At 71.1% G+C, this 21,931-nt stretch carries 19 protein-coding genes and 3 pseudogenes; 10 read left to right on the top strand and 12 right to left on the bottom strand.

Annotated elements, in window-relative coordinates; all coding sequences use genetic code 11:
- A pseudogene (locus tag P3T35_RS23885) lies at positions 1-797 on the bottom strand (hypothetical protein); the annotation flags it as partial.
- A 217-nt stretch (positions 798-1,014) separates the two neighbouring features.
- Between P3T35_RS23885 and P3T35_RS23880 the strand changes: the two are divergent.
- Positions 1,015-1,149 carry a hypothetical protein gene (locus tag P3T35_RS23880; protein ID WP_280707648.1) on the top strand — a complete coding sequence of 45 codons (135 nt, stop codon included), beginning with the start codon at positions 1,015-1,017 and terminating at the stop codon, positions 1,147-1,149.
- Between the two features lie 166 nt (positions 1,150-1,315).
- Positions 1,316-1,507, top strand: coding sequence for a hypothetical protein (locus tag P3T35_RS23875; RefSeq protein ID WP_101384077.1), 192 nt, complete (start codon positions 1,316-1,318; stop codon positions 1,505-1,507).
- A gap of 28 nt (positions 1,508-1,535) precedes the next feature.
- Here the strand turns inward: P3T35_RS23875 and P3T35_RS23870 are convergent, their stop codons facing one another.
- The 10 genes and pseudogenes from P3T35_RS23870 to P3T35_RS23825 all read right to left on the bottom strand — a co-directional run bounded on the left by P3T35_RS23870 (position 1,536) and on the right by P3T35_RS23825 (position 10,291).
- Complete coding sequence (locus P3T35_RS23870; protein ID WP_280707646.1) at positions 1,536-2,837, bottom strand: Tim44-like domain-containing protein; 1,302 nt, start codon at positions 2,835-2,837, stop codon at positions 1,536-1,538.
- Between the two features lie 636 nt (positions 2,838-3,473).
- A complete protein-coding gene (locus tag P3T35_RS23865) occupies positions 3,474-4,436 on the bottom strand; it encodes a pirin family protein (RefSeq protein ID WP_101384079.1) in 963 nt (320 codons plus the stop codon).
- On the bottom strand, positions 4,429-4,872 hold the full coding sequence (locus P3T35_RS23860; protein WP_218976740.1) for an OsmC family protein: 444 nt from the start codon (positions 4,870-4,872) through the stop codon (positions 4,429-4,431). Before P3T35_RS23860 ends, P3T35_RS23865 begins: the two co-directional genes overlap by 8 nt.
- Positions 4,869-5,174, bottom strand: coding sequence for a GNAT family N-acetyltransferase (locus P3T35_RS23855; RefSeq protein ID WP_101384080.1), 306 nt, complete (start codon positions 5,172-5,174; stop codon positions 4,869-4,871). Before P3T35_RS23855 ends, P3T35_RS23860 begins: the two co-directional genes overlap by 4 nt.
- Positions 5,175-5,340: 166 nt before the next feature.
- Positions 5,341-5,499, bottom strand: a pseudogene (locus tag P3T35_RS23850) (NAD(P)H-dependent oxidoreductase); the annotation flags it as partial.
- Positions 5,490-5,630: pseudogene (locus P3T35_RS23845) on the bottom strand (5,10-methylene tetrahydromethanopterin reductase); the annotation flags it as partial. The pseudogenes P3T35_RS23845 and P3T35_RS23850, both read right to left, overlap by 10 nt.
- A gap of 70 nt (positions 5,631-5,700) precedes the next feature.
- On the bottom strand, positions 5,701-6,627 hold the full coding sequence (locus tag P3T35_RS23840) for a glyoxalase (RefSeq protein ID WP_180356775.1): 927 nt from the start codon (positions 6,625-6,627) through the stop codon (positions 5,701-5,703).
- A 57-nt stretch (positions 6,628-6,684) separates the two neighbouring features.
- Positions 6,685-7,374, bottom strand: coding sequence for a YoaK family protein (locus tag P3T35_RS23835; protein WP_101384081.1), 690 nt, complete (start codon positions 7,372-7,374; stop codon positions 6,685-6,687).
- 165 nt (positions 7,375-7,539) lie between these two features.
- Positions 7,540-9,429 (bottom strand): amidohydrolase, encoded by a 1,890-nt coding sequence (locus P3T35_RS23830; RefSeq protein WP_101384082.1) that lies wholly within the window; start codon positions 9,427-9,429, stop codon positions 7,540-7,542.
- 28 nt (positions 9,430-9,457) lie between these two features.
- The gene (locus P3T35_RS23825; protein WP_101384083.1) at positions 9,458-10,291 is read right to left on the bottom strand and encodes an alpha/beta hydrolase; all 834 of its coding nucleotides are present in this window, start codon (positions 10,289-10,291) and stop codon (positions 9,458-9,460) included.
- A gap of 423 nt (positions 10,292-10,714) precedes the next feature.
- Here P3T35_RS23825 and P3T35_RS23820 point away from each other — a divergent pair, with 423 nt between their 5' ends.
- Complete coding sequence (locus P3T35_RS23820) at positions 10,715-11,377, top strand: hydrolase (RefSeq protein ID WP_101384084.1); 663 nt, start codon at positions 10,715-10,717, stop codon at positions 11,375-11,377.
- 35 nt (positions 11,378-11,412) lie between these two features.
- Positions 11,413-11,895 (top strand): DoxX family membrane protein, encoded by a 483-nt coding sequence (locus P3T35_RS23815; RefSeq protein ID WP_101384085.1) that lies wholly within the window; start codon positions 11,413-11,415, stop codon positions 11,893-11,895.
- Between the two features lie 319 nt (positions 11,896-12,214).
- Here P3T35_RS23815 and P3T35_RS23810 read toward each other — a convergent pair whose 3' ends face one another.
- Positions 12,215-13,555 (bottom strand): RICIN domain-containing protein, encoded by a 1,341-nt coding sequence (locus tag P3T35_RS23810; protein ID WP_280707639.1) that lies wholly within the window; start codon positions 13,553-13,555, stop codon positions 12,215-12,217.
- A gap of 433 nt (positions 13,556-13,988) precedes the next feature.
- Between P3T35_RS23810 and P3T35_RS23805 the strand changes: the two genes are divergently transcribed.
- The 6 genes from P3T35_RS23805 to P3T35_RS23780 all read left to right on the top strand — a co-directional run bounded on the left by P3T35_RS23805 (position 13,989) and on the right by P3T35_RS23780 (position 21,919).
- Positions 13,989-14,285: a WXG100 family type VII secretion target gene (locus P3T35_RS23805; protein WP_101384086.1), complete on the top strand. Its 297-nt coding sequence runs from the start codon at positions 13,989-13,991 to the stop codon at positions 14,283-14,285.
- A gap of 102 nt (positions 14,286-14,387) precedes the next feature.
- Complete coding sequence (locus tag P3T35_RS23800; protein ID WP_280707637.1) at positions 14,388-18,791, top strand: FtsK/SpoIIIE domain-containing protein; 4,404 nt, start codon at positions 14,388-14,390, stop codon at positions 18,789-18,791.
- Positions 18,791-19,069: a hypothetical protein gene (locus P3T35_RS23795; RefSeq protein ID WP_101384088.1), complete on the top strand. Its 279-nt coding sequence runs from the start codon at positions 18,791-18,793 to the stop codon at positions 19,067-19,069. Before P3T35_RS23800 ends, P3T35_RS23795 begins: the two co-directional genes overlap by 1 nt.
- Positions 19,070-19,104: 35 nt before the next feature.
- Positions 19,105-20,511, top strand: coding sequence for a hypothetical protein (locus P3T35_RS23790; RefSeq protein ID WP_101384089.1), 1,407 nt, complete (start codon positions 19,105-19,107; stop codon positions 20,509-20,511).
- A gap of 17 nt (positions 20,512-20,528) precedes the next feature.
- A complete protein-coding gene (locus tag P3T35_RS23785; protein ID WP_101384090.1) occupies positions 20,529-21,254 on the top strand; it encodes a hypothetical protein in 726 nt (241 codons plus the stop codon).
- Positions 21,251-21,919, top strand: a complete 669-nt coding sequence (locus P3T35_RS23780) for a hypothetical protein (RefSeq protein ID WP_101384091.1) — start codon at positions 21,251-21,253, stop codon at positions 21,917-21,919. Before P3T35_RS23785 ends, P3T35_RS23780 begins: the two co-directional genes overlap by 4 nt.
- Positions 21,920-21,931 lie beyond the last annotated feature (12 nt).

The raw sequence follows: 21,931 nt of genomic DNA, 5'->3' as shown, positions 1-21,931 counted from the left end.
TTCAGTTGGGCCTGGTCCGCCGGGCCGCCGTCGCCGCTGAAGCCGGCGGAGCCGGTGCCGGCGATGGTGGTGATGGTGCCGTCGGTCGTGATCTTCCTGATGCGGTGGTTGCCGCTCTCGGCGATGTAGAGGGTGCCCGCGCTGTCCATCACCAGCGCGTGCGGGCGGTTCAGTTGGGCCTGGTCCGCCGGGCCGCCGTCGCCGCTGAAGCCGGCGGAGCCGGTGCCGGCGATGGTGGTGATGGTGCCGTCGGTCGTGATCTTTCGGACCCGGTGGTCGTCGTAGTCGGCGATGTGGAGGACGCCGGTGCTGTCCACCACCACCCCGAACGGGCTGATCAGTTGGGCCTTGTCAGCCGGACCGTTGTCGCCGGTGGAGCCGGCGGTGCCGGTGCCGGCGATGGTGGTGATCGTGCCGTCGGTCGTGACCTTCCGGACCCGGTGGTTGTCGCCATCGGCGATGTAGAGGGTGCCCGCGCTGTCCACCGCCGCCCCGCGCGGGTAGTTCAGTTGGGCCTTGTCCGCAGGGCCGTTGTCACCACTGAAGCCCGCGGTGCCGGTGCCCGCGACCGTGCTGATCCTCCCGTCGGTCGTGACCTTCCGGACCCGGTGGTTGTCGCGGTCGGCGAAGTAGAGGGTGCCGGTGCTGTCCACCGCGATCCCGAACGGGCGGTTCAACTCGGCCCGGACGGCAGGCCCGTTGTCCCCCTTGGGGCCCGCGACTCCGGTCCCCGCGACCGTGCTGATCACGGGGGCGGGGCTCTCGCTGCCTGTGGTTGCCTCGGGGGCAGTGCTCATCGTCATCCTTTCACCGTTCACGGGCCGCCTGTTGGTCTTTTTGCAGGGGGCTGGCGGGTGATTCCAGAAAGTCATACGGGCATGGGGATGGCAATTGCCCGTCCGGGTGCTTCCTTGCACAGCAGGTTGACGTGCCTGGTGAATGCCTGGTGGAGGGTCAACTTCCCGGGAGATTCCCGTGCATGAGTGAGATCCGGACGCAAGGGCGCCGGCGGCGTTGGAGCCACTCGCGCACCAGCTCGACGTCCCGCTGGCCCGGATCGACGACGCCGGGCACGAACCCTGGCTGGAGCAGCCCGAGGTGGTGCGGGCGCACCTGCGCCGGTTCGTGCGACGGGCGGTCGGTGCTTAGTGGATGTTCTGTGATGCTTTGTCAGCTTTCAGCCTGAGTGGGTCTCCGAGGCGGTCTCGATGGCCACCACGATGTCGTGCGTGTGCGGAGACATCGCGCCAGGCGACACCGGTGTGTCCATGGCTGCCTGGTCAGCTGCACTCGTGAATTCCCCGCCCCGTTCCTGATGCTGCGCACCGTCACCATCCTCCTGGCGGCCGCCTTCATCGGCCTGGTCGTCGGCGGGCTGACGTTCCTCAGCACGCGGTCGGCGGCCGGCGCGGTGCTGGTCGGCCTGACCGTGGTCGGCGCGAGCGTGCTCGGCCTGAAGCGTCGACCGCGACATCCTGGAGTGGCGGGGACAGGGGGATGCGCGTGAGGGGCCGTGGTGGCGGCGAAGGGTTCGGCTATTGCGTGTCGGCGGCAATCACGATCCATGCCTTGGCCGAGGTGTCGTCCAGCCGCAGGTCGAAGGTGAAGGCGATCGGCCTGCGCTTGTGCGCGTCACCGCGCAGTACCTGCTCGGTGCGGCGGTCGACTTCGTAGTAGACGCCCTGCGCGTTGACCGCGACGCGGAAGACGACCGGGTCGCGTGAGACCAGCGAGCGCACCGTGACCGACGTGACGGTGGCCTCGCGCAGGACGGCCCGGCGAACCGTGCGGACGGGGGTGAAGTCGAGGCTGCCGTCGTTCAGGACCCACTCCTCGAGGAACTGCTCGACGGCGACCTCGAGAACCGCTCTGTCGAAGCGGCCGTCGAGGACGCTCAGATCGCTGGCGGCGTTGTCGGCGTCCGTGCTCCACGAGATGTTGGTGAGGGAGAGGATGTCGCTCGCCCCGGTGACAGTGCTCTTCTGCGCGACCTCGAGCACCGCGTCCCGGACGACCGCTTTCTGGTCCCAGCCGTCGGTCTCGATGGCGCTGTTCAGGCGGTGCGCTCCCTCGGCGGCCTGCTCGAGTGAGGACACGATCCACTCGCCGGCCGCGTTCTTGCGCAGTGTCCAGTACTCGACCGGGCGCGTCGAGCCGTCCTTTCGCACGGCCTGCCGGCCGTCGCCGCGGCGTACGTAGTCGCGGAGCGTCGCGGTGATCCGGAAGGTAACGGTGTCGTTCACCTCACCCGCCCGGTTGGCGACGTCGACCAGCTCGACCACCGGACCGTCGACGATCTCCACGACGTTGACCTCGCCACGCGACTCGTAGTCGCGCAGCTCCTCGGCCCACTTGCCGTACAGCACTGGGGACAGGATCCGCTGCAGCGTGGCGTGATCGTGTCCGGTCCAGGCCCGCTGGGCCGTTACATACAGCCACACCGCGCGGCGCTCGAGCGCCGCGCGGTCGAAAGTCGCATCGGTGTCGGCGATGGCATCGACCCGGGCCGAGACCCGGGCAGCGCGCTCGCGCGCCTGTGCGTCCGCGCGGTGCGCCGTGCGGTCCGAGACCGTGTTCAGGTCGCCTGCCCACGCCGCCTTGCGGCGACGGGACTTGAGCCACAGGATCAGCAGGACCACGGCCACGATCACCAGCACGGCGACGAGCCCACCGCCACCGGCCCCGAAACCGCTCCCGAGGCCGACTCCGAAACCGCCGCCAATCGACCCGTGGAAGCCGCCACCGCCATGGCCGCCACCGCTATGGCTGCCACCGCCCCCGAACCCGTGACCGCCGCCCCCACCGCGGGCATAGGCGACCGTCGGGCTGCTCAGCACAACGGCTCCCGCAACCACACCTATCCATCGACGGACGCGCACCGGACCCTCCAACCAAGAACCGCAGACCTTCCAGGCGAGCAAGCGTACAAGCCGGGGGTGTGCGGGAAACTTCGGGACCGACAGCCGCCTGGCAGGGGAGGCAACGGCGGGTCCGCCAGGGCAGGATCCCAGCACCGCACGACGTCCGGGCGCCCGCGCCCGCCCGCCCGCAACGCCGGCCGACGGCAGCCGCGCCGAGCCCGCACGCAGCGGGCAGCGACCACCACGGCAGTCTGCCCTACACACTTCGGGCCGCACTCAACGCCTTCGAGATCGCCTTCGACGGCCGACTCTCCGCCGGCCGTCGCTGACTCAACCCAACCGAGTTACACGTTCATTGGACAGACCCGGGGTCAGGTGCTCGCTCGACCAGCTGAGTGATCAAGGAACCGGTTAGAGTCAGCAAAAAGTCAGCATCAGTACGAATAGACCCTGCTGTACACGCGTAAACCTGAGAACGGTTCAACTCTCACGATGTCCGCTCGCTGGTGCGGCACGGGGCTGTGCTCGCTACCTCTTCTGGCTCTGGACGGTAGCCGCTCTGCTGGCCACGCGCGGGGTCATCGCGCCCGCCGAGCGCAACGTTTCCCCAGGTCAGCGCACATTCCCTCGAGGCTTCAACGGCGTCGACGGCAGCGCCGGAGCAGGCAGGCGCTCCCCGTTGTACCCCTGCACCTCACCGAACCGGACCCCCTTCTCCCAGTCTTCTCGTGCTTGTGCGATCTCGTTGCTGTCTCTGGCGATGAAGTTCCACCACATGACGAGCTTCTCCTCGAAGGGTTCCCCGCCGAGCAGCAGCAGGGAGCCGTCGGCCAGAGCGCGCAGGGGCAACTCCCGCCGCCCGCCGCCCAGGTAGAGCATCGAGCCGGGTTCCAGACGGACGCCGTCCACTTCGGTCAGGCCGGACATGGTCAGCACGGCGTACTCGAAGTCGGGCTCCAGGGGTAGCCGGGTGGAGCTGCCTTCGCGCAGGGTGAGGTCGACGCCGACCAGCGGGGTGTGGGTGGTGCCGGGGGAGGTGGTGCCGTCGACGGAGCCGAGGATGACAGTGCCGTGCAGGCCGGCGGCGGTGATCTCGGGCAGCTGGGCATGGTGTTCGAAGGCGGGGGCGGTGTGGCGGTGGGCCTCGGGAAGTGCGACCCAGAGCTGGGCGCCGTGCAGTAGACGCGCGTGCGGGCGTGGCGATTCCTCGGAGTGCGAGATGCCCCGGCCGGAGGTCATCAGGCCCAGCTCGCGCGGCCGGACGGTCTGCAGGCTGCCCAGGCTGTCGCGGTGCAGGACTTCGCCCTGGTGCAGCCAGCTGACGGTCTGCAGGCCGATGTGGGGGTGGGGTGGGACCTGCATGCCGGGTTCGTCGGCGATGTCGTCGGGGCCGTAGTGGTCGACGAAGCACCAGGCGCCGACCATCCGCCGACCGAGGCCCGGCAGCAGGCGGCGCACGACGGTGCTGCCGCCCAGTGCGGTCTCGCGGGGCGCCAGCAACTCCCGGACAGGGCCGGCCGGGACCTCCTCGCGCCCGCCGCGCACGGTGGGGGCGGTCTGGTCGGGCTCATTCATGGCGTGCGGAATCCTCCACGATCGGTGTGCCGCCGGACACGGCCCGGGTGACGGGCGTGCGCTCGGCGATGTCCAGCAGCCGGGCGCGCTGTGCCTCGTCCAGCTCGCCGACCAGGTCGATGCGCCGGGTGATGCGGGCCGTCTTGTCGGGGCCCTTCTCGTAGCCGAGGTGGACTCGGACGGTCTCCAGCGGCCACTGCTTGCGCTGCGCGTACATCCGCAGGGTGATCGCGGTGCAGGAGCCGAGCGCCGACAGGAGCAGGCCGGTCGGGTTGGTGGCGGTGTCGGCGCCGCCCACCGAGGCCGGCTCGTCGGCGGTCAGACGGTGCCGACCGGAGCGGATGTCGACGCGGTAGTCCTCGTCGGTACTGGTGGCGACCACGGCCGCCGCCCGGACGAACTCCCGGGCGGCGGCCGTGGTCGGGACGGTGGTCACAGGCCGAAGCGGGTCAGCTGGTCCTGGGGCACCAGGTCGACGTAGTCCGGGTGCTTGCCCAACCAGCCTCGGATGAAGGGGCAGTAGGGCAGTACGGCCAGCCCCCGCTCCCGGGCGGAGTCGAGGGCGGCGCGGGCCAGGACACCGGCGAGGCCGCGGCCGGCGAAGGCGGGGTCGATCTCGGTGTGGATGAACGCGATCTCGTTCTCGTGCCGGAAGTACTCGGCGAAGCCTGCGAGTTCACCGTCATCCGTGATCTCGAACCGCGACCGGTCGGGGTTGTCCACGACCCTGCTGGTCATCGTTCCTCCTGCTGTCGGGCTGCGGGCGGTGGCCCGGGGCATTTAATTTAGCATTCAACAAGATGGCGATCAAGCACGCGCGAGGGCCTGCTCACGGACGGCCGGGGGAGAGCGCCGCGAGCTGCTCCGCGAACGGGACGACCGTCTCGGCCGTGGTGCGCGCGGGCACCGGACAGCCGGTGAGCGCGTCCTTGTCGATCACGTCCACGAAGGACTTGAAGAGTCCGCTGTACGAGGCGCTGAAGATCGGCGTCACGGCGATCAGTCCGTCCGCCGCGGTGACCGCCTCGATCGCCTCGCGCAACGCGGGCGGTGGGAAGCCGGTGCGTCCAGGCCGACCTCCTCCGCTTTGAGCGCGATGGTGGCGATGGCCTTGATCCGCTCGTGCTCGCTCGGCGTTCGCGCGGTGGTGGGGTCGGCGGTCACGTCTCCGACGATGGATATTCCGGATTGCACTGTCATCATCCTCTGCGCTGCGTGTCTGCGTGCCCTGGCTGTTCGAGGGCCGGTCGCGGTCCCCGGCCGGTCACGACCGCGAGCCGCCGTCGTGGATCTCGGCGATGTAGCCGCCGGGGAACTGCACCATCGCGCTGTCCCGTTGCGGGGAGGTGAACGGCCCCCACAGCACGGTCGCGCCGGCGGCCCGGGCCTTGGCCAGCGTCGCACTCAGGTCGGTCACCGCGTAGCCGGTGCTCTCCCGCCCGAAGGGGTAGGGCAGGTGCCCGTCGGTGACCGCGACGGAGGCGCCGCCGAACGGCGAGCTGATCCGGATCCGCCGGTACGAGGTGCCGGGCAGGCCGAGTTCGGCGCCCGGCGCGTGCCGGTCGTCGGAGACCACCGTGCCCCCGGTGAAGGCCAGGTAGGTGCGGAGGAACTCGCGGACCGCGCTGCTCGGCAGGTACAGGCGGTTCTCCGGCACCGACGCCAGCGGCGGGTACGAGGGCGCCTTGGTGTGCCAGTACAGCTGCGCGTCGATGCCGCCGGGGAACTGCACGATCGCGTCGCGGCCGATCGGGTCGGCGAACGGCGTGACGACCGGGGTCGCCCCGGCGGCCTCGGCCTTGCGCACGCCCCGGTCCAGGTCCTGGACGAGCCAGCCGGTGCGCTCGGCGCCGAACGGATAGGGAACCGGCGTCTGGTAGTCGAAGACGGATAGCGTGCCGACCGGGGAGAGGACGAGCTCGGACTTGGTCAGGCTCGGGGTCGGTGTGACGTCGACGAGGGCCTGCGGAGTGTTGGTGCCGCCGAAGGTCGACTCCCAACTGCTGACGAAGGAGTCCATCGCACCGGGCGTCACGTAGACGTGTGCCGTGTCGTACTGGGGGCTGACGGCGATGCCGCTGTCGGGGCGGGCGGCGTCGGCCGTCGCGGGAGCCGACGGCGCGGTGGCGAAGGCGAGGGCGGCGACGGCGGTGACCGCCGTCAGCAGTCGAGGGGACAGGCGCATGGTCATGTGAAGTGACCTTTCGTGATGTGGAGTTGGCAGGGGGAGCGGGGTCGGATGGCGCTCTCAGTCGCGCTCGCGGTAGCCGATCGCTACTGCGGCGACCAGGACCGTGCTGGTCAGCAGGGCCCAGGCAAGGTGGCCGTGGATGACGAGCGCGGCACCCGGAGCGGCACCCGCGAGCATCGCCAGGACCGCACCGACCCGCCGGCCCAGCCGGGGGTTGCCGCCGCCGGCCAGCGAGGAGTCCGCCGCGAGGCCGGTCAGGGTGAGGGTGAGCACCGTCGTGGTCAGGTCCGGCACCCCCAGCTTGCGGACCGTGCCGTTGCGCAGGCCCATGGCCACGGCCAGCAGCGCGATCATCGCCTCCTGCGCCCGCGCGCCCGCGGTGAACGCCACGGCGGTCGCCGCGCCCTGCAGCGCCGTCTCGGCCAGCAGCGCGCTGCGCAGCCAGCGCGCCCGGCGGCCACCGCGGTGCCTGAGGGCCAGGCGGCCGGCCAGCACCGATCCCAGCAGGAAGGCCGCGAGCGAGGTCAGCGAGCCCGTGATCGAGAAGCCGGCCGTGCCCACCAGGGCGAACGCGACCACCACGACGTTCCCGGTCATGTTCGCGGTGAACACGTGGCCCAGACCCAGGTAGCTCACCGCGTCGATCAGGCCGCTCACCGCGGTCAGCGCGAACAGGGCCAGGGCCAGCGGGTGTCGGTCGCGGACCTGCGCGGCGGCCACGGCGCTCTCGGCCTGAGGGGTCGTCATCGGGGCGTCCTTTCGCGGCTGTCGGTGGAGTGCCCGGCCTCCGGCCGGTGCCGCCGTGGGGCGCCCGCCCCCCGGGGGGGGGGGGGGGCCCCGGGCGGGGGCGGGGGGGGGGGGGGCCCCCGGGGGGGGGGGGGCGGGGCCCCCCCCGGCGGGCCTGGGGGTGCGTCAGAAGAAGCAGGGGTCGTCAAGGGCCGGTCCGCTCTGGCCGGGGACCAGGAGTCCGCGCGCCTGCCGCCACTCGCGCTGCTCGTCGGAGGCAGCGGCTGCCTCGATCACCCGCTCGGCCTGCCGGACGCCCGTCAGGCTGGGCGCGGGGGTCGCCTGGTAGCCGCCGAAGCGCGCCACCGGGCTCCACAGCGGGACCACGGCCGGCAGCTCGGGGGCGAGGCCTTCGTGCTCCTGGGCGCCGTGCACGATGCGGCCGCCGACCACGGTGAGGACGGACTCGATGTGCGCGATGTCGGCCTCGTCCACCGTCAGGTAGTCGGCGCTGAGCACCGCGAGGTCGGCGTAACAGCCCACCCGCAGGCGGCCCTTGACCTCCTGCTCGCCGGTGAGCCGGGCGCCGCCCAGGGTGTAGAGCTCCAGCGCCTCCTCGCGGCTGAGCCGGTTGCTCGCCGGGTAGAGCGTGCGGTCGCTGACGGCGCGCCCGGAGACCAGCCAGTGCAGCGCGACCCACGGGTTGTACGAGGAGACCCGGGTTGCGTCGGTGCCCGTGCCGACCGTCAGCCCGCGCTCCAGCATCGCCCGCACCGGCGGCGCCCCGGCAGCTGCGGCGGCGCCGTAGCGGCGCACGAACGCCTCGCCCTGGAAGGACATCCGGTTCTGCACCGAGACGGCGCCGCCGAGCGCGGCGATCCGGTCCAGGCTGGTATGGGAGACCGTCTCGGCGTGGTCGAAGAGCCACCGGTTCCCGCCCGGGAAGAGGCCCTCGGCCGCGAGCTTCTCGAAGACCGCCAGATCGCGGCGGATCGTCTCGTCGTAGCTGGCGTGCAGCCGAAAACCCCAGCCGTGCTCCATCAGCAGCCGGACGGCCTGCTCGAATCCGGCCTCGTACGGGCCGAGTTCCGGGCGCGGCTCGGTGAAGTTCTCGAAGTCGGCCGCTGCCCAGGTGAGGTTCTCGCCGGCCCCGTTCAGGCGCAGCCACTCGTCCCCGTCGCCGGGGCGGACGGTCGCCACCCAGCGCGCCAGGTCGTCCAGCTCCTGCCCGGCGGTCTGCGGGAACAGGTGGTAGGCGATCCGCAGCGTCAACTCGCCCCGCTGAGCGAGCTTCATGACGGTGCCGTAGTTTTCCGGGAAGCTCTGGAAGCCGCCGGCCGCGTCGATGGCCGAGGTCAGCCCGAAGCGGTTGAGCTCGCGCAGGAAGTGCCGGGTGGACGCGGCCTTCTCGGCCTCGTCCAGCGTCGGCGCCTTGGCGAGCGTGGAGTAGAGCAGCAGGGCGCCGGGGGCGGCCAGCAGCAGTCCGGTCGGCTGTCCGTCGTGGCCGCGCACGATCTGGCCGCCCACCGGGTCCGGGGTGTCGCGGTCGAATCCCGCGGCCCGCAGCGCCGCCCGGTTCATCAGTGCCGACTGGTACAGGTGCAGGACGAACACGGGGGTGTCGGGCGCCGCGGCGTTCAACTCGGCCACTGTGGGCAGCCGGCGCTCGGCGAACTGGTCCGCGGACCAGCCGCCGACCACCCTGACCCACTGTCCGGGCGGAGTGCGCTCGGCCTGGACCCGGAGCATGGCCAGCGCCTGACGCAGCGTCGGCACGCCGTCCCAGCGCAGCTCCAGCACGTAGTTGAGACCGCCCCGGATGACGTGCAGATGCGAGTCGTTCAGGCCTGGTACGGCACGCCGGCCGAGCGCGTCGACTACGCGGGTCCGTGGGCCGATCTGCGGGATGACGTCCGCATCGTCCCCGACGGCGGTGAGCAGGCCGTCGCGGATCGCGACCGCACTCGCCTGCGGCCGCGCCGGGTCGCCCGTGTACACCTTGGCGTTGCGTACCACCAGGTCGGCGGCTTGGTCGGGGTTGCCGGCGCGGACCCCGGCAACAGGCATGCTCGACATGAGTTCTCGCTCTCGAAAGGTCGGTTGGTCAGTCGCCGATGAAGGCGAGCAGTTCCTTGTTGACCTCTTCGGCGTGCGTCCAGATCAGCCCGTGCGGGGCACCCTCCAGCACCACCAGGCGGGCACCCTCGATGCTCCGGGAGAGTGGGATCGCGGTCGAGCGCAGCGGCAGGGTGCGGTCCGCGTCGCCGTGGATGATCAGTACGGGGACGTCGATCCTGGGCAGGTCGGCCCGGAAGTCGGTGAGCCAGGCCGGGACGCAGTCCAGCGTGGCCTTGGCGGACGCGGAGACGCCGACGTTCCAGCTGTACTGCACCACCTGGTCGCTCACCCGCTCGCCGCCGAGCACGTCGACGTTGTAGAAGTCGGCGAGGAAGCCCGCGATGAACGCGGGGCGGTCGGCCCGGATGGCGCCCTGGATCTCCTCGAACACGATGCCGTCCACGCCGTCGGGGTTGTCGTCGGTGCGCAGCAGGAACGGCGGTACCACGCCCAGCATCACCGCTTTGGCGACGCGCTCGGAGCCGTAGCTGCCGAGGTAGCGGGTGACCTCTCCGGTGCCCATGGAGAAGCCCACCAGGACCACGTCCCGCAGGTCGAGATGGGTCAGCACGGCATCGAGGTCGGCCGCGAAGGTGTCGTAGTCGTAGCCGAAGGCCGGCTTGTCGGAGGCGCCGAACCCGCGGCGGTCGTAGGTGATCACGCGGTTGCCGGCGGCCAGCAGCGCGGCCACCTGCTTCTCCCAGGACGCCCCGTTCAGCGGCCAGCCGTGGATCAGCACCACGGGCCGGCCCGAGCCGTGGTCCTCGTAGTACAGGTCGATGGCGTGCGAGTTCTCTTCGCCGACCGTGATGAAAGGCATGGTGACCGTCCTTGTCGTTCGGGTCGAACAGCGCGAGCTGCACAGCCCGTTGAGCTCTGGCACGGGTCAACCTAGGGCGGCGTCGAGCTGCGACTTTCCTCTGCACGCACCGGCTCTGTCCTGTGCGGGCAGTGACACCGCGGGCAGCGCCGAGGCCGGTGGCGGGGTGGCGCCGAGTGCAGTGTGGGAACAGTCCTGGGCGCGGCGGGAGAAGAGATGTCCCGGCGCTGCTCGGTAGCGTCCTGGCTGTGCCGGAGCGTCAGCGGCACAGCTCGCGTTCCGAGCCTTCGATGCCTTGCGACGCCCCGCCGACGCCCCGCCGATGCCCCCGCCGATGTCCGCGCCGATGTCCGCGCCGATGTCCGCGCAGGCGTCGCCTCCGACATCCCCGTGACACCCCTTCAGCCGAAAGAGAGAACGGCCATGGTCGACTTCGACTCCGTGCACGCCGCCCCCAGCTCCGACCTACTGACGCCGGACAACTCGATGATGCTGTTCGTCGATCACCAGCCGCAGATGTTCTTCGGCACCGGCAGCGGCGACCGCACGGCGATCATCAACGCCACTGTCGGCCTGGCCAAGGCCGCCCGGGTCTTCGACGTTCCGGTGGTGCTCTCCACGGTGGCCGCCGAGTCCTTCTCAGGTCCGATCCTGCCTCAGCTGAAGGCGGTCTTCCCCGACCACGAGGTGGTCGACCGGACCTCGATGAACGCCTGGGAGGACGCGGCCCTGGTCGAGGCGGTCAAGGCCACCGGGCGCAGCAAGATCATCCTTTCCGGCCTGTGGACCGAGGTGTGCCTGGTGCTGCCCGCCCTGTCGGCACTGGACCAGGGCTACGAGGTGTACGTGGTCTCGGACGCCTCCGGCGGGGTCAGCCCGCTGGCCCACGAACACGCCATCCAGCGGATGACCGCGGCCGGCGCGGTGCCGGTGACCTGGATCCAGGTGCTGCTGGAGCTGCAGCGCGACTGGGCCCGCACCGAGACCTACCTGCCGGTCATGGACGTGGTCAAGGAGCACGCGGGTGCCTACGGGCTGGGCGTGGTCTACGCGCAGACCATGATCAACGAGCACGCAGCCGGCTGACCGTCAACCAAGGACCAGGGAAAGAGAGTTCGCCAGTGAACACAGGTCTCCTGCTGCTCCGGCTGGTCGCCGGCCTGCTGGTCGCGGGGCACGGAGTCCAGAAGGTCAGCTTCCACCTGGGCGGCCGCGGGCTGGCCGGCGGCACCGAGGAGTTCCGCGGCGACGGCTTTCGCGGAGGCGTGTTCACCGCGCTCACCGCGGGAGGCGCCCAGATCGGTGCCGGACTGCTCCTTGCGGCGGGCCTGCTGACGCCGCTGGCCGCCGCGGGGACGATGGGCGTGATGACGGTGGCACTGACCGTCAAGCGGCCGCACGGGCTGTGGGTGCAGAACGACGGGTTCGAGTACCCGCTGGTGCTGGTCACGATCGGCGCAGTGCTGTCCGCCACCGGACCCGGTCGTTGGTCGCTCGACGCCTCGCTCGGACTGCTGTCCTGGCCGGCCTGGTGGCTGCCGGTGGCCGTGCTGGCCGGCGTGGGCGGCGGCCTCGCCACTCGCCTGGTCCTGCACCGGCGTTGAACCGCATTGTCGGCACGGAGCGAGCGACCCGTGCCGACAACGTACACTCTCCCTTCGACCGAACGGTGAGGCCGGCATGTCCGTGAGCAATCTCCACGACGCAGGGGCCGACGGGGACTTCAGCTAAGCCTCGCAGCATAGAAGTTGCAATCAGCCACCAGGATCGCGCGGTGTCGTGGGGTGACAGCAGTGCTTGCTGTCACCCCACGACACGTTCACATCAAGGTGGTTGGAGCGCCAGGACGGTCTCGCTGTTCACTCAGCGGTCTGCGTTGGGAGCTGCCCGCAGTGCTGACAGATCATCGGCGGGCGACGGCGTTCAGCCTCGCTTGAAGAGCTCGGCCCCGCTCTGGTCGCAGGGAAGCAACTGGATCGCAGTGCCGCCGTTCACCGCGCCCGCGCACATCTTGGCTTGCGCGGAGTAGAGGGTGTTGCTGGTGAGGGAGAAGTGCTGTGCCGGGTTGCCGCTGCAGTTCGCGATCTGCACGACCGTGCCGGCGGCGGTGCCGCCCCAGGCGGCGTCCATGCAGAGGCCGTTCGTCCGGATCGTGCCGTCGGAGGCGGAGATCCACTTCTGGGTCACGCTGCCGTCGCACGCCAACAGGATCAGCGGTGTGCCGTCCGAGCCCGCTGAACCGCTGAGGCACTTGCCGGCGCCGGAGTTCACCAGCGCTGTCGCGCCGGTCGCGGCGGCCGCCGTGCTCGTGGGCGGGGTGCTGCTCGTCGGCCTCGTGGCCGCGACTGTCTGCTTGCCGGAGGATTGAGCCACGGGTGCGGAGGGCGAGGAGGAGCCCTTCAGCGTGAGTACGAGGGCGCCGCCCACCAGGCAGGCGACGACCACGGCGGCGACGGCGACCCACGCGCGGGCGAACAGCCGCCCGCCCCGGCGGCTTTCGGGTGCGGCCCCGCCGGCCGGGTGGCCGGCAGGATCGGCATCGACTGCCTCGTGGGCAGGCGCGTCCACTGCCGAGTTCAGCCGGCGGGCCACGGGCTCGTCCAGGAGGCCGGTGTCCACGACACCGGTTGCGTCGATGGTGAAGCGCCACCGCGGATGGTCGACCCGGCCGAGGACGACCACCGACCATCGTCCCTCCGGATCTTCGGCCAGCCGGTAGATGAACTCGCGGTCGCGGCCGCCGGGTAGACCGGTCAGCAGTGCCACTCCGCCGGTCTCGTCGCCCAGTTCGGCATCGCCGTCGGCCAGGGGCGGTGCCTCGGTCGATCCGAACCGCTCCGCCGGGCCGGGTTTGAACCCGATACGGACCACCCGCACATCCCGTGACCACGGGCTCGCGGTGAGCTCGCGGGTCCAGTCCTCGGCCAGGGCCCTCGCCTGCCGGGCATCGCCCTCCAGGCTGATGATGCCGCCGGCCTGGCTGAGGTTGAGCAGCACAAAGCCCTTGCTGGTGTCGCCGAGTGAGACCAGTCGCGGGTACGGCTCCGTCAGCGACTCCGCCACACTCTCGCCCTGCAGCCGGCGCAGCTGCGCATGCCAGGTCCGGCCGCCCTGCTCGGCGGTCCACCCGGCAGGGGGCCGCTCGTCGGGGGTCCTCAGGCGGAGCCAGACGGTGTCGGGCCCGACGACGACGGCGTGGGCCACCGGAACAGCGCGGTTCTCGCGGTCGCAGGCGGTGGCCAGGACGCGCACGACCCGGTCCACGGTCCACAGGCCGTGATCGGTGCGCGGGCCCGGCCCCGATCGCGGCTCGGCCCTTCGCGACCTGCGCATCCGGGCAAGCCAGTTGCCGCGACCATGAACGCGATCATCGGGTCGGCTCAGCAGTGTCACCTGTGTCTCCTCGGCTGTGGGCGGCCGGTCGTGTCGGTGTGCACCCCGCCCGGCGCGGCTGTCGCATCGTCAGAAGCCGCCCCGCATCGGCCGGCGTGAACGGGGCATCCGGTCTCTTCCAAACGTTGCTCTTCCCGCGGGGGAGGTGTCAACGCTGACCCCGGGGAGGGCTTGGGCCCCTGGGCCCAAGCCCTCCCCGGGGTCCTGGACCGGCATCGGGTCCGTTCCTAGCATCGACATCGTCCGTGCCGAACGTGTCGCTGCCTACCGCGACGCCCGGCAGCAGCACCAGAAGGGACTCACCATGGCGAATCTGAACGTCACCTACCAGGAGATGGTGGACGCGGCGACCACGATGAGCAACAACAAGGCCGACATCGACGACAAGCTCAACCAGTGCAGGACCATCGTCGACAACCTGACCAGCAACGGCTTCGTCACCGAGCAGGCGTCGGGCAAGTTCGACGAGGTGCACCGCGAGTTCAACACCTCGGCCGTTCAGGCCATGGACACCCTGGAACAGCTGTCGACCTGGCTCAACAAGGCCGTGACCGCGATGCGGGACATGGACACCCAGCTCTCCGGCTCCCTCAACAAGTAGCAGTCGGCCCGGAGTTGTCCGGGCACCGTACGCGTGCCCCGCGCCGGCCGTACCGGCGGCGCGGGAGCCCGCACTCATGAGGGGTTGGGAACCATGCCCATGATGATCACCATTGCCCGGCGTCCGGACTGGTCGGCCGACGTGGTCGTGGATGCCGATCCCGCCACGCTCCTGCGCGACGTCGTCAAGAACCTGCTGGACAGCCTCGACGTGTCGCAGGCCCTGCCAACCGGCGACCCGGGTGTGACGGCGGTCTATCTCGCCGATCAACTGCTCGACCTCGCCCAGCCACTGGCGGCCAGCGGGATCCACGACGGGTCCGTCCTATGGCTCGGCCGGCCCGGCCCGGTCCAGAGCCGCCGCGCCGGCCTGGTCACCGTCCGGGTGGTGGCGGGCGCCGGTGCCGGGCGGGTCTGGTACCTCGACGCAGGCGAGCACCGAATCCAATCCGGTGCCGGTGTCCACATCACCAAGGGTGGTGACCCGGCGGAGGTGATGGCCGTCGTCCGGGTGTCCCTGAACGCCTCGGTGCACGTGCGGGCCGCCGCGCCCTCCGTCCGGCTGGGCCGCGCCCCGCTGCCCGACCGCGAGGTCGCCTGGCGGGAGACGGTCCAACTCCGGGTCGGGGACAGCATCCTGGAGGCGCACCCGGTGCTGCGCCCGGATGCCGTCATCGAACCATCGCACGACGGTGAGTACTTGGACTACAACCGCCCCCCTCGGCTGCTACCCCCGGTACAGCGCACCGCATTTCGCCTCCCGGTCCAGCCCAGGCAGTCGGCCGCGAGCGCGCTGCCGTGGCTGGCGGCCGGTCTGCCCGCCGTCGCCGGCGGCCTGATCGCGGTGCTGACGAACAACACGATGTTCCTGATGATGGCGGCGATGTCGCCGGTCATGATGGTCGGGAACTGGTTCAGCGGGCGGCGTCAGGGCCGGATCGGCTACCGGCGGCAGCTGGCCGAGTACCAGGCCCAACTCGCCGCCACCGAGGCCGAGATCGCGGCGGCGATGGAACAGGAACGCCTGGACTGCCGCGCCGCCGGCCCGGACCCGGGCGAGTTGCTCGTCATCGCGACCGGTCCGAGGGCACGGCTCTGGGAGCGCCGCCGCACTGATCCGGACCACCTGCTGGTCCGGGTCGGAATCGCCGACCTGCCCACCAGGATCGCCGTCGAGGAGGTTGAAGGCACGCAGCGCCAGCAGGATCTCCGGGCGGCACATGACGTCCCCGCCGCCTTCTCCATCGCGCAGACGGGAGTCGTCGGTGTCGCAGGGCCGGACGGCTGGCCGCGGCGGATGGCGCGCTGGCTGGTCGGTCAGCTGGCCGTGCTGCAGAGCCCCCGCGACGTGCAGCTGTACATCCTGACCGACCCGGCGGGCGAACCCCTGTGGCAGTGGGCGGCCTGGCTGCCGCACACCCGGCCGATGCTGGGGCAGCAGGCCCTGGCGCTGGTGGGCGCGGACGCCGAGACGCTCGGCCACCGGGTCGCCGAGCTGATCGAGCTCATCACCGCCCGCCAGCAGGTGCGACTCAACGCCGGCGCCGGGGCCGTGCTCGCCGACCCGGACATCGTCGTGGTGCTTGACGGCGCCCGACGGCTGCGTGCGCTGCCCGGAGTGGTGACGGTCCTTCAGGAGGGGCCTGCGGTCGGCGTCTACAGCATCTGCGTGGACGCCGACGAACGCACCCTGCCGGAGGAGTGCGCGACCGTCGTCATCGGGAGCGAGGGGCAGCCGGTCACCCTGCGCCGGCAGCGCGCCGCGCAGCTCGACGGCATCCTCGCGGACGAGGTGTCGGACAGCTGGTACGAGGCGGCCGGGCGCCAGCTGGCGCCACTGCGCGACGTCAGCGAGAACGGGGGCGAGGCCGCGCTGCCGCCCTCCGCGCGGCTGCTGGAGATCCTCGGTCTCCAGGACCCGACCGCCGCCGCGCTCGCCGGCCGCTGGCGCTCGTCGAGCCGCAGCACCAAGGCCGTGGTCGGGTACTCGCTCAACGGCCCGTTCGCCCTCGACCTGGTCAACCACGGCCCGCACGGCCTCGTCGCGGGCACCACGGGCTCGGGCAAGTCGGAGTTCCTGCAGACCCTGGTGGCATCACTGGCGGTGGCCAACCGCCCGGACGCGATGACCTTCGTCCTGGTCGACTACAAGGGCGGCGCCGCGTTCAAGGACTGCGTCGACCTGCCCCACACCGTCGGCCTGGTGACGGACCTGGACACGCATCTCGTCGAACGGGCCCTCACCTCGCTGAGCGCCGAGCTGACCCATCGTGAGCACCAGCTGGCGGCCGCGGGCGCGAAGGACCTCGAGGACTACCTCGACTACGCCGGCCGGCGGCCGGAACTGGCGCCGATCCCGCGCCTGCTCATCGTCATCGACGAGTTCGCGTCCATGGCGCGCGAGCTGCCCGACTTCGTCAGCGGCCTGGTGAACGTCGCTCAGCGCGGCCGCTCGCTGGGCATCCATCTGATCCTGGCGACCCAACGCCCGTCCGGTGTGGTCTCGGCGGAGATCCGCGCCAACACCAACCTGCGGGTCGCGCTGCGGGTGACCGACGCCGGAGAGAGCACCGATGTCATCGACGCCCGGGACGCCGCGAGCATCTCGGCGTCGACCCCGGGGCGGGCCTACGCCCGGCTCGGGCACAGCTCGCTGATCCCGTTCCAGACCGGCCGGGTGGGGGGTCGCCGCCCGCGGGCCGACCGTACGGCCGTGGTGGTCGCTCCGTTCCTGCAGCCGGTCTCCTGGCTGGACCTGGGACTGCCCGCGCCGCAGCGCCCGCAAAGCGCGGCCGAGACCGATGAGGTGACCGACCTGTCGGTCCTGGTGGCGGCGATCCGACAGGCCAACGACATGGTGGGGATCGCCCCGCAGCGCCGGCCGTGGCTGCCGCCGCTGCCGCTGTCGCCGGTGGTGGAGCTGGCGCCGGATCCGGTCGGCGGTACGACGGGGAACCCGTCGTTCTCCTGGGCGGTCCAGGACCTGCCGGCGCAGCAACGCCAGGAACCGGTGACGGTGGACCTGGCCACCTTCGGGCACCTGCACATCATCGGCGCCCCGCGCTCCGGGCGCTCCGCTGCGCTGCGGACCTTCGCGGCAGCCGCGGCCAGCGCCTCCAGCGTCGCCGACCTGCACCTGTACGGGCTCGACTGCGGCAACGGCGCCCTGCTTCCGCTCACCAAGCTGCCGCACTGCGGCGCGATGGTGCAGCGCACGGAGGCCGACCGGGCCGCCCGGCTGCTGAAGCGCCTGCACACCGAGGTGCAGAACCGTCAGCGACTGCTCGGCGAGGGCGGCTTCGCCGATGTGGCCGAGCAACGCGCGGCCAGGCCGGAGACCGAGCGGCTACCCCATGTCGTGCTGCTGCTGGACCGCTGGGAAGGGTTCATGGGAACCCTCAGCGAGTACGACGGCGGGGCGCTGACCGACCTGATCCAGACCCTGCACCGCGAAGGCGCCAGCGCCGGGGTGCATGTGGTCATCGCCGGTGACCACATGCTGCTGAGCGGCCGGATGAGTTCACTGTGCGAGGACAAGCTGGTGCTGCGACTGTCGGACCGCAGCGATGCCAGCCTGGCCGGGCTGAACCCGCGGAAGATCCCGGAGAACCTCCCGCCGGGCCGCGGCTACCGCGCGGGCAGCGCGATCGAGACCCAGGTCGCGCTGGTGGCGGCCGACCCGGCAGGCCCGGCGCAGGTCGCCGCGGTGCACGCGCTGGCGGCCCGGCTGGTCGAGCGGGAGGCGGCCGTCGCGAAGTCGGCACGGCCCAAGCGGATCGCGGTGATGCCCACCCAAGTGCCTTTCGAGCAGGCGTGGGAGATGGTCGGGACCCCGGCCCCCATGTGGGCACTGATCGGGGTCGCCGGCGACGAGTTGGAGCCGGTCGGGGCCGACCTGCTGGGCGATCAGCCGACCTTCCTGGTCGCCGGGCCGTCCCGGTCCGGGCGCAGCACGGCACTCGCCGTCATGACGGAGTCGCTGCTGCGCGGCGGGACCGAGGTGGTCATCGGCGCCCCCATGAACTCCCTGCTGCGCGGCTTCGCGGGAAGGCCCGGCGTGCGTGGTGTCATCACCGGCGACGTCCCCACCGAGACCGAGTTCGCCGACCTGCTGGACCCCGGTGCCGGTCCGGTGGTGCTCGTGGTCGACGATGCCGAGGTATGGCGCGACCTGCCGTGCCGGGACTGGCTGAAGGCGTTCGTCCGCAAAGCCTCCGGAAGCAGGCGGGGCGTGATCATCGGCGGGGAGGTCGCCTCGGTGGCGAACGGCTTCTCCGGCTGGCAGGCGGACATCAAGAAGAATCGGCGCGGCGTGCTGCTGTCGCCGCCCAACATGAGCGACGGCGACTTGGTGGGTGTCCGGCTGTCCCGTTCCCAGACCGCCGCCAGGGTCGAAGCGGGCGCGGCCCTGGTGCACCTGGGGAGCGGCAGCCTGCTGCCCGCCCGGATCCCGCTGCCGGCGGCCGCCCCGCCCGGCAATCCCGCCCACGACAACCGGGAGCAGTGATGGCAGACCTCGTGGTGAAGGACCTGCAGACCCTGATCAACGACCTCAACGAGCTGATCAGCCAGTTCGAGGGGGCGCTGGACTTCCAGAACGACGACAAGGGGCTCTGGGGACAGCACAACGCCAATCTGTCGATGGGCGACTTCGCCGCCAACTGGACCGTCCACCGCGACGCGATGGTCAAGGACATGAAGGCCCTTCGCGACAAGGTGACCAAGATCGACACCGCCTGGACGCAGGGGGACAAGCAGCTGCTGGATTCGCTCCAGAAGAGCTGACGATTCGCCAAGTTGGCGAAGTCAAGGAGAACTGAATGTCCATCAGAAATCTCGACTGGTCGCCGTTGGACCGGCACTCGGACCCTGTCCACGCCGACCCCGACGTGGTGGCCGCGGCACAGAAGCGCTACGCCCACATCGCCACGACCATCGACGACGCGACCGCCAAGCTGCAGCAGATCGTCAGTACCAACAGTGACAGCCTCGCCGGCCAGTACGTCCAGGGGCTGAAGTCCGAGGCGAGTTCGCTCAACGACAGACTCACCAAGGCCGCCGTGCGCTACCACGACGTCGCCAACGAGATCGGCAAGTACGAGCCGGACCTGGACCAGGGGCTCAGCGAGACCGCCGCTGCGCTGACGGACGCCGAGGCGGCCAAGACCGCCCAGACCAAGGCGAACGGCATGCCGGATCCGCAGAAGAGCTCGGACGGCACCACCACCCCCGCGGAGCAGCAGAAGGGCAACGACAAGAACAAGGCCAAGTCCGATGCGGACGCGAACATGTCGGCGGCGAAGACGCGGCTCAACAACGCGCTGGACGCGCTCAACGTGGCCGGCAAGCGCTTCGGCGACGCGGTCAGCGCCAGGAGATACGACGACGGGCTGACCGACACCTACAAGGACAAGCTCGACGCCGTCATGGCCAAGATCAGCCAGATCTTCGCCATCATCGGCATGATCCTTGGCGTCCTCGCGATCCTCATCCCCGGCGTGGACGTGCTGGTCCTCGCCGGAGTGGTGGCCGGCGCCGTCACGCTGGTCGCCAACATCGTGCTCTACAAGGACGGCAAGGGCAGCCTGGCCGACGTCATCCTCGGGGCCGTCGGGCTCGGCCTGGCCGGCCTGGGCGCCATCGCCTCGGTGGTGGCCAAGGGTATGGCCAGTGCCGCCAAGACCCTCGGCACTCTCGCCGGCCGGCCGCGCCCGATCACGGTGAACCCGCCGCAACTGCGCTGGGGCCCTGGCGCGCCCATCGAACTGCAACCGGTGGGACCGGCGGGGGTGAGGACCGGACCGACCGTCACCACCGGGGTCAACACCACCCCGGGCGACTTCACCATTCCGGTGAACCCGGCCACCGGGTGGACGAACATGTCGGACTGGTTCAACAACCCGGCCACCAACTGGTTGTTGGGCAAGTTCGGCGGGGTCACCCCCGAGATCGGATTCTGGCAATCGGCGGGGATGCAGTTGGGGAAGGCCGGTGAGCTGTGGGGGACGTTGTTCAGCAATCCGTTGAAGTTCCTGGGGGACTGGTCGGGCGTCATCGGCGGCCTGAGCGGCTTCCGCGACCTGTCGGGCATCATGGCGGCGATCGGCGGCAAGATCTCGCCGCTCTGGTTCGCCTGGGGCGGCTTCAACGGTGCGTTCGGCATGGGCGGGTTGATCTACACCGGCGGGCGGCTGCAGGGGTGGATTCCCTCGGTCAACCCCTCCTAGCGAGCACGGGAGAGAAGATGAACGACGATCTGGCGGCGCTGACGCAGCAGCCGTGGCACTGGGAGTGGGTGCCGCCCGTGCGGCCGGGCGAGCCGGCGCACGAGGAGTGGACCGAGTACCTGGTGGGCCTGTTCGAGGAGTGGACGTCCGAGGGCCTGGCCGCCGTGCGCGCGACCTGGCCCGCCGATGCCGGGGCGGAGTTCCCCATCACCTCGGACATGGTGGGACGTGACACCGCCCGATGGCTGCTGGAACGCGCGGGCCGGCTGCCCACCGGGGCCCGGCTGGCCTGGGGCGCGGCGTTCGTGGGCGATCGGCCGAGGTGGGCGCCCGTCCCGGTGGTCGTGGACTTCCGCGGGCCCGTGGCGGGGGACCCCAACTACCTGATGCACCTGGTCGGTGCCCGCGGCATGGCGGGCGACGCACGCGAGCCCGTCGTCGACTACGTGACCACCTCGATCGGTGACGGGCTGCGGGTGTTCGCCCTGTGCCGCAGCCCGGAGGGCGCCGCCTACGCGCGCGTGAACGCGGCGATGCGCCTCGACGTGCCGCCGACCGGCGGGGCGCCGGGCGTCGGCATCGACGTCATGCTGACCACACTCGTCTTCGAGATGGGACTGATGGCCTTGATCGGCAACGGAGTCGAGCAGTTGATGCACCAGATAGCCGACGAATGCGCTCCCACCGACGGGGGGCCGGCCCTGCTCGGCTTCGTCGCGGCCACCGGGGGAGGGCCGGCGTGATCGACTTCGAACTCGTCCTCCCGGACGGCTGGGCGCAGATTCCCACCACACCGGACACCACCAGGCTGCGCCGCCGGATCATCGACGACATGGTCCACCACCACCTGCCCGACTCGCTGCCGCGGGACAAGGCGGGTCCGTGGCGCAAGATGCTGCGCAAGGAACTCACCGAGGCGACCGACGAGGCCGCGCGGCAGGGCGCCCGTTCGGTCCTGCTGCCGCTGCAGGAGTTCAGCGGCATCCGGCTGCCCGGATCGATGCTGGTGACCGTCCTCGAAAGCGAGGACGAGAACGAGGACCCGGAGCGGCTGCTGGCCTCCATCCTTGCCGATGCGGGGGCCGACGGGACCTACCTGGAGATCGGCGGTGCCCCGGCGGTGCGGGTGGCCTCGGTCATCGACAGCGGCCGGGTCCGGCGCAAGGCGCCGTCCTGGCAGGTCTCGTACTACGTGTCCAATCCGGATGCGCCCGGCGTGTGGGGACTGCTCACCTTCACCGTGCTGACCGACGGCGACGTCGACGCCGAGCCGGTCCAGGCCGTCGTCCTGCTCTTCGACATGATCGTGTCGACGCTGCGCTGGGCGGACCGCGTCGACGTCCCCACCGAGGACGAAGTGCTCGCCCAGCTGGCTCCGGTGTCTGTACCGGACGTGAAGAAGGTCTGAAGCCGACTCCGC

It is taken from the genome of Kitasatospora sp. GP30 (assembly GCF_029892145.1).
In the GTDB taxonomy this organism is placed as follows: Bacteria; Actinomycetota; Actinomycetes; order Streptomycetales; family Streptomycetaceae; genus Kitasatospora; species Kitasatospora acidiphila.
The sequence above is the reverse complement of the archived record's forward strand: the minus strand, read 5'-3'. Positions and strand labels throughout refer to the sequence as shown.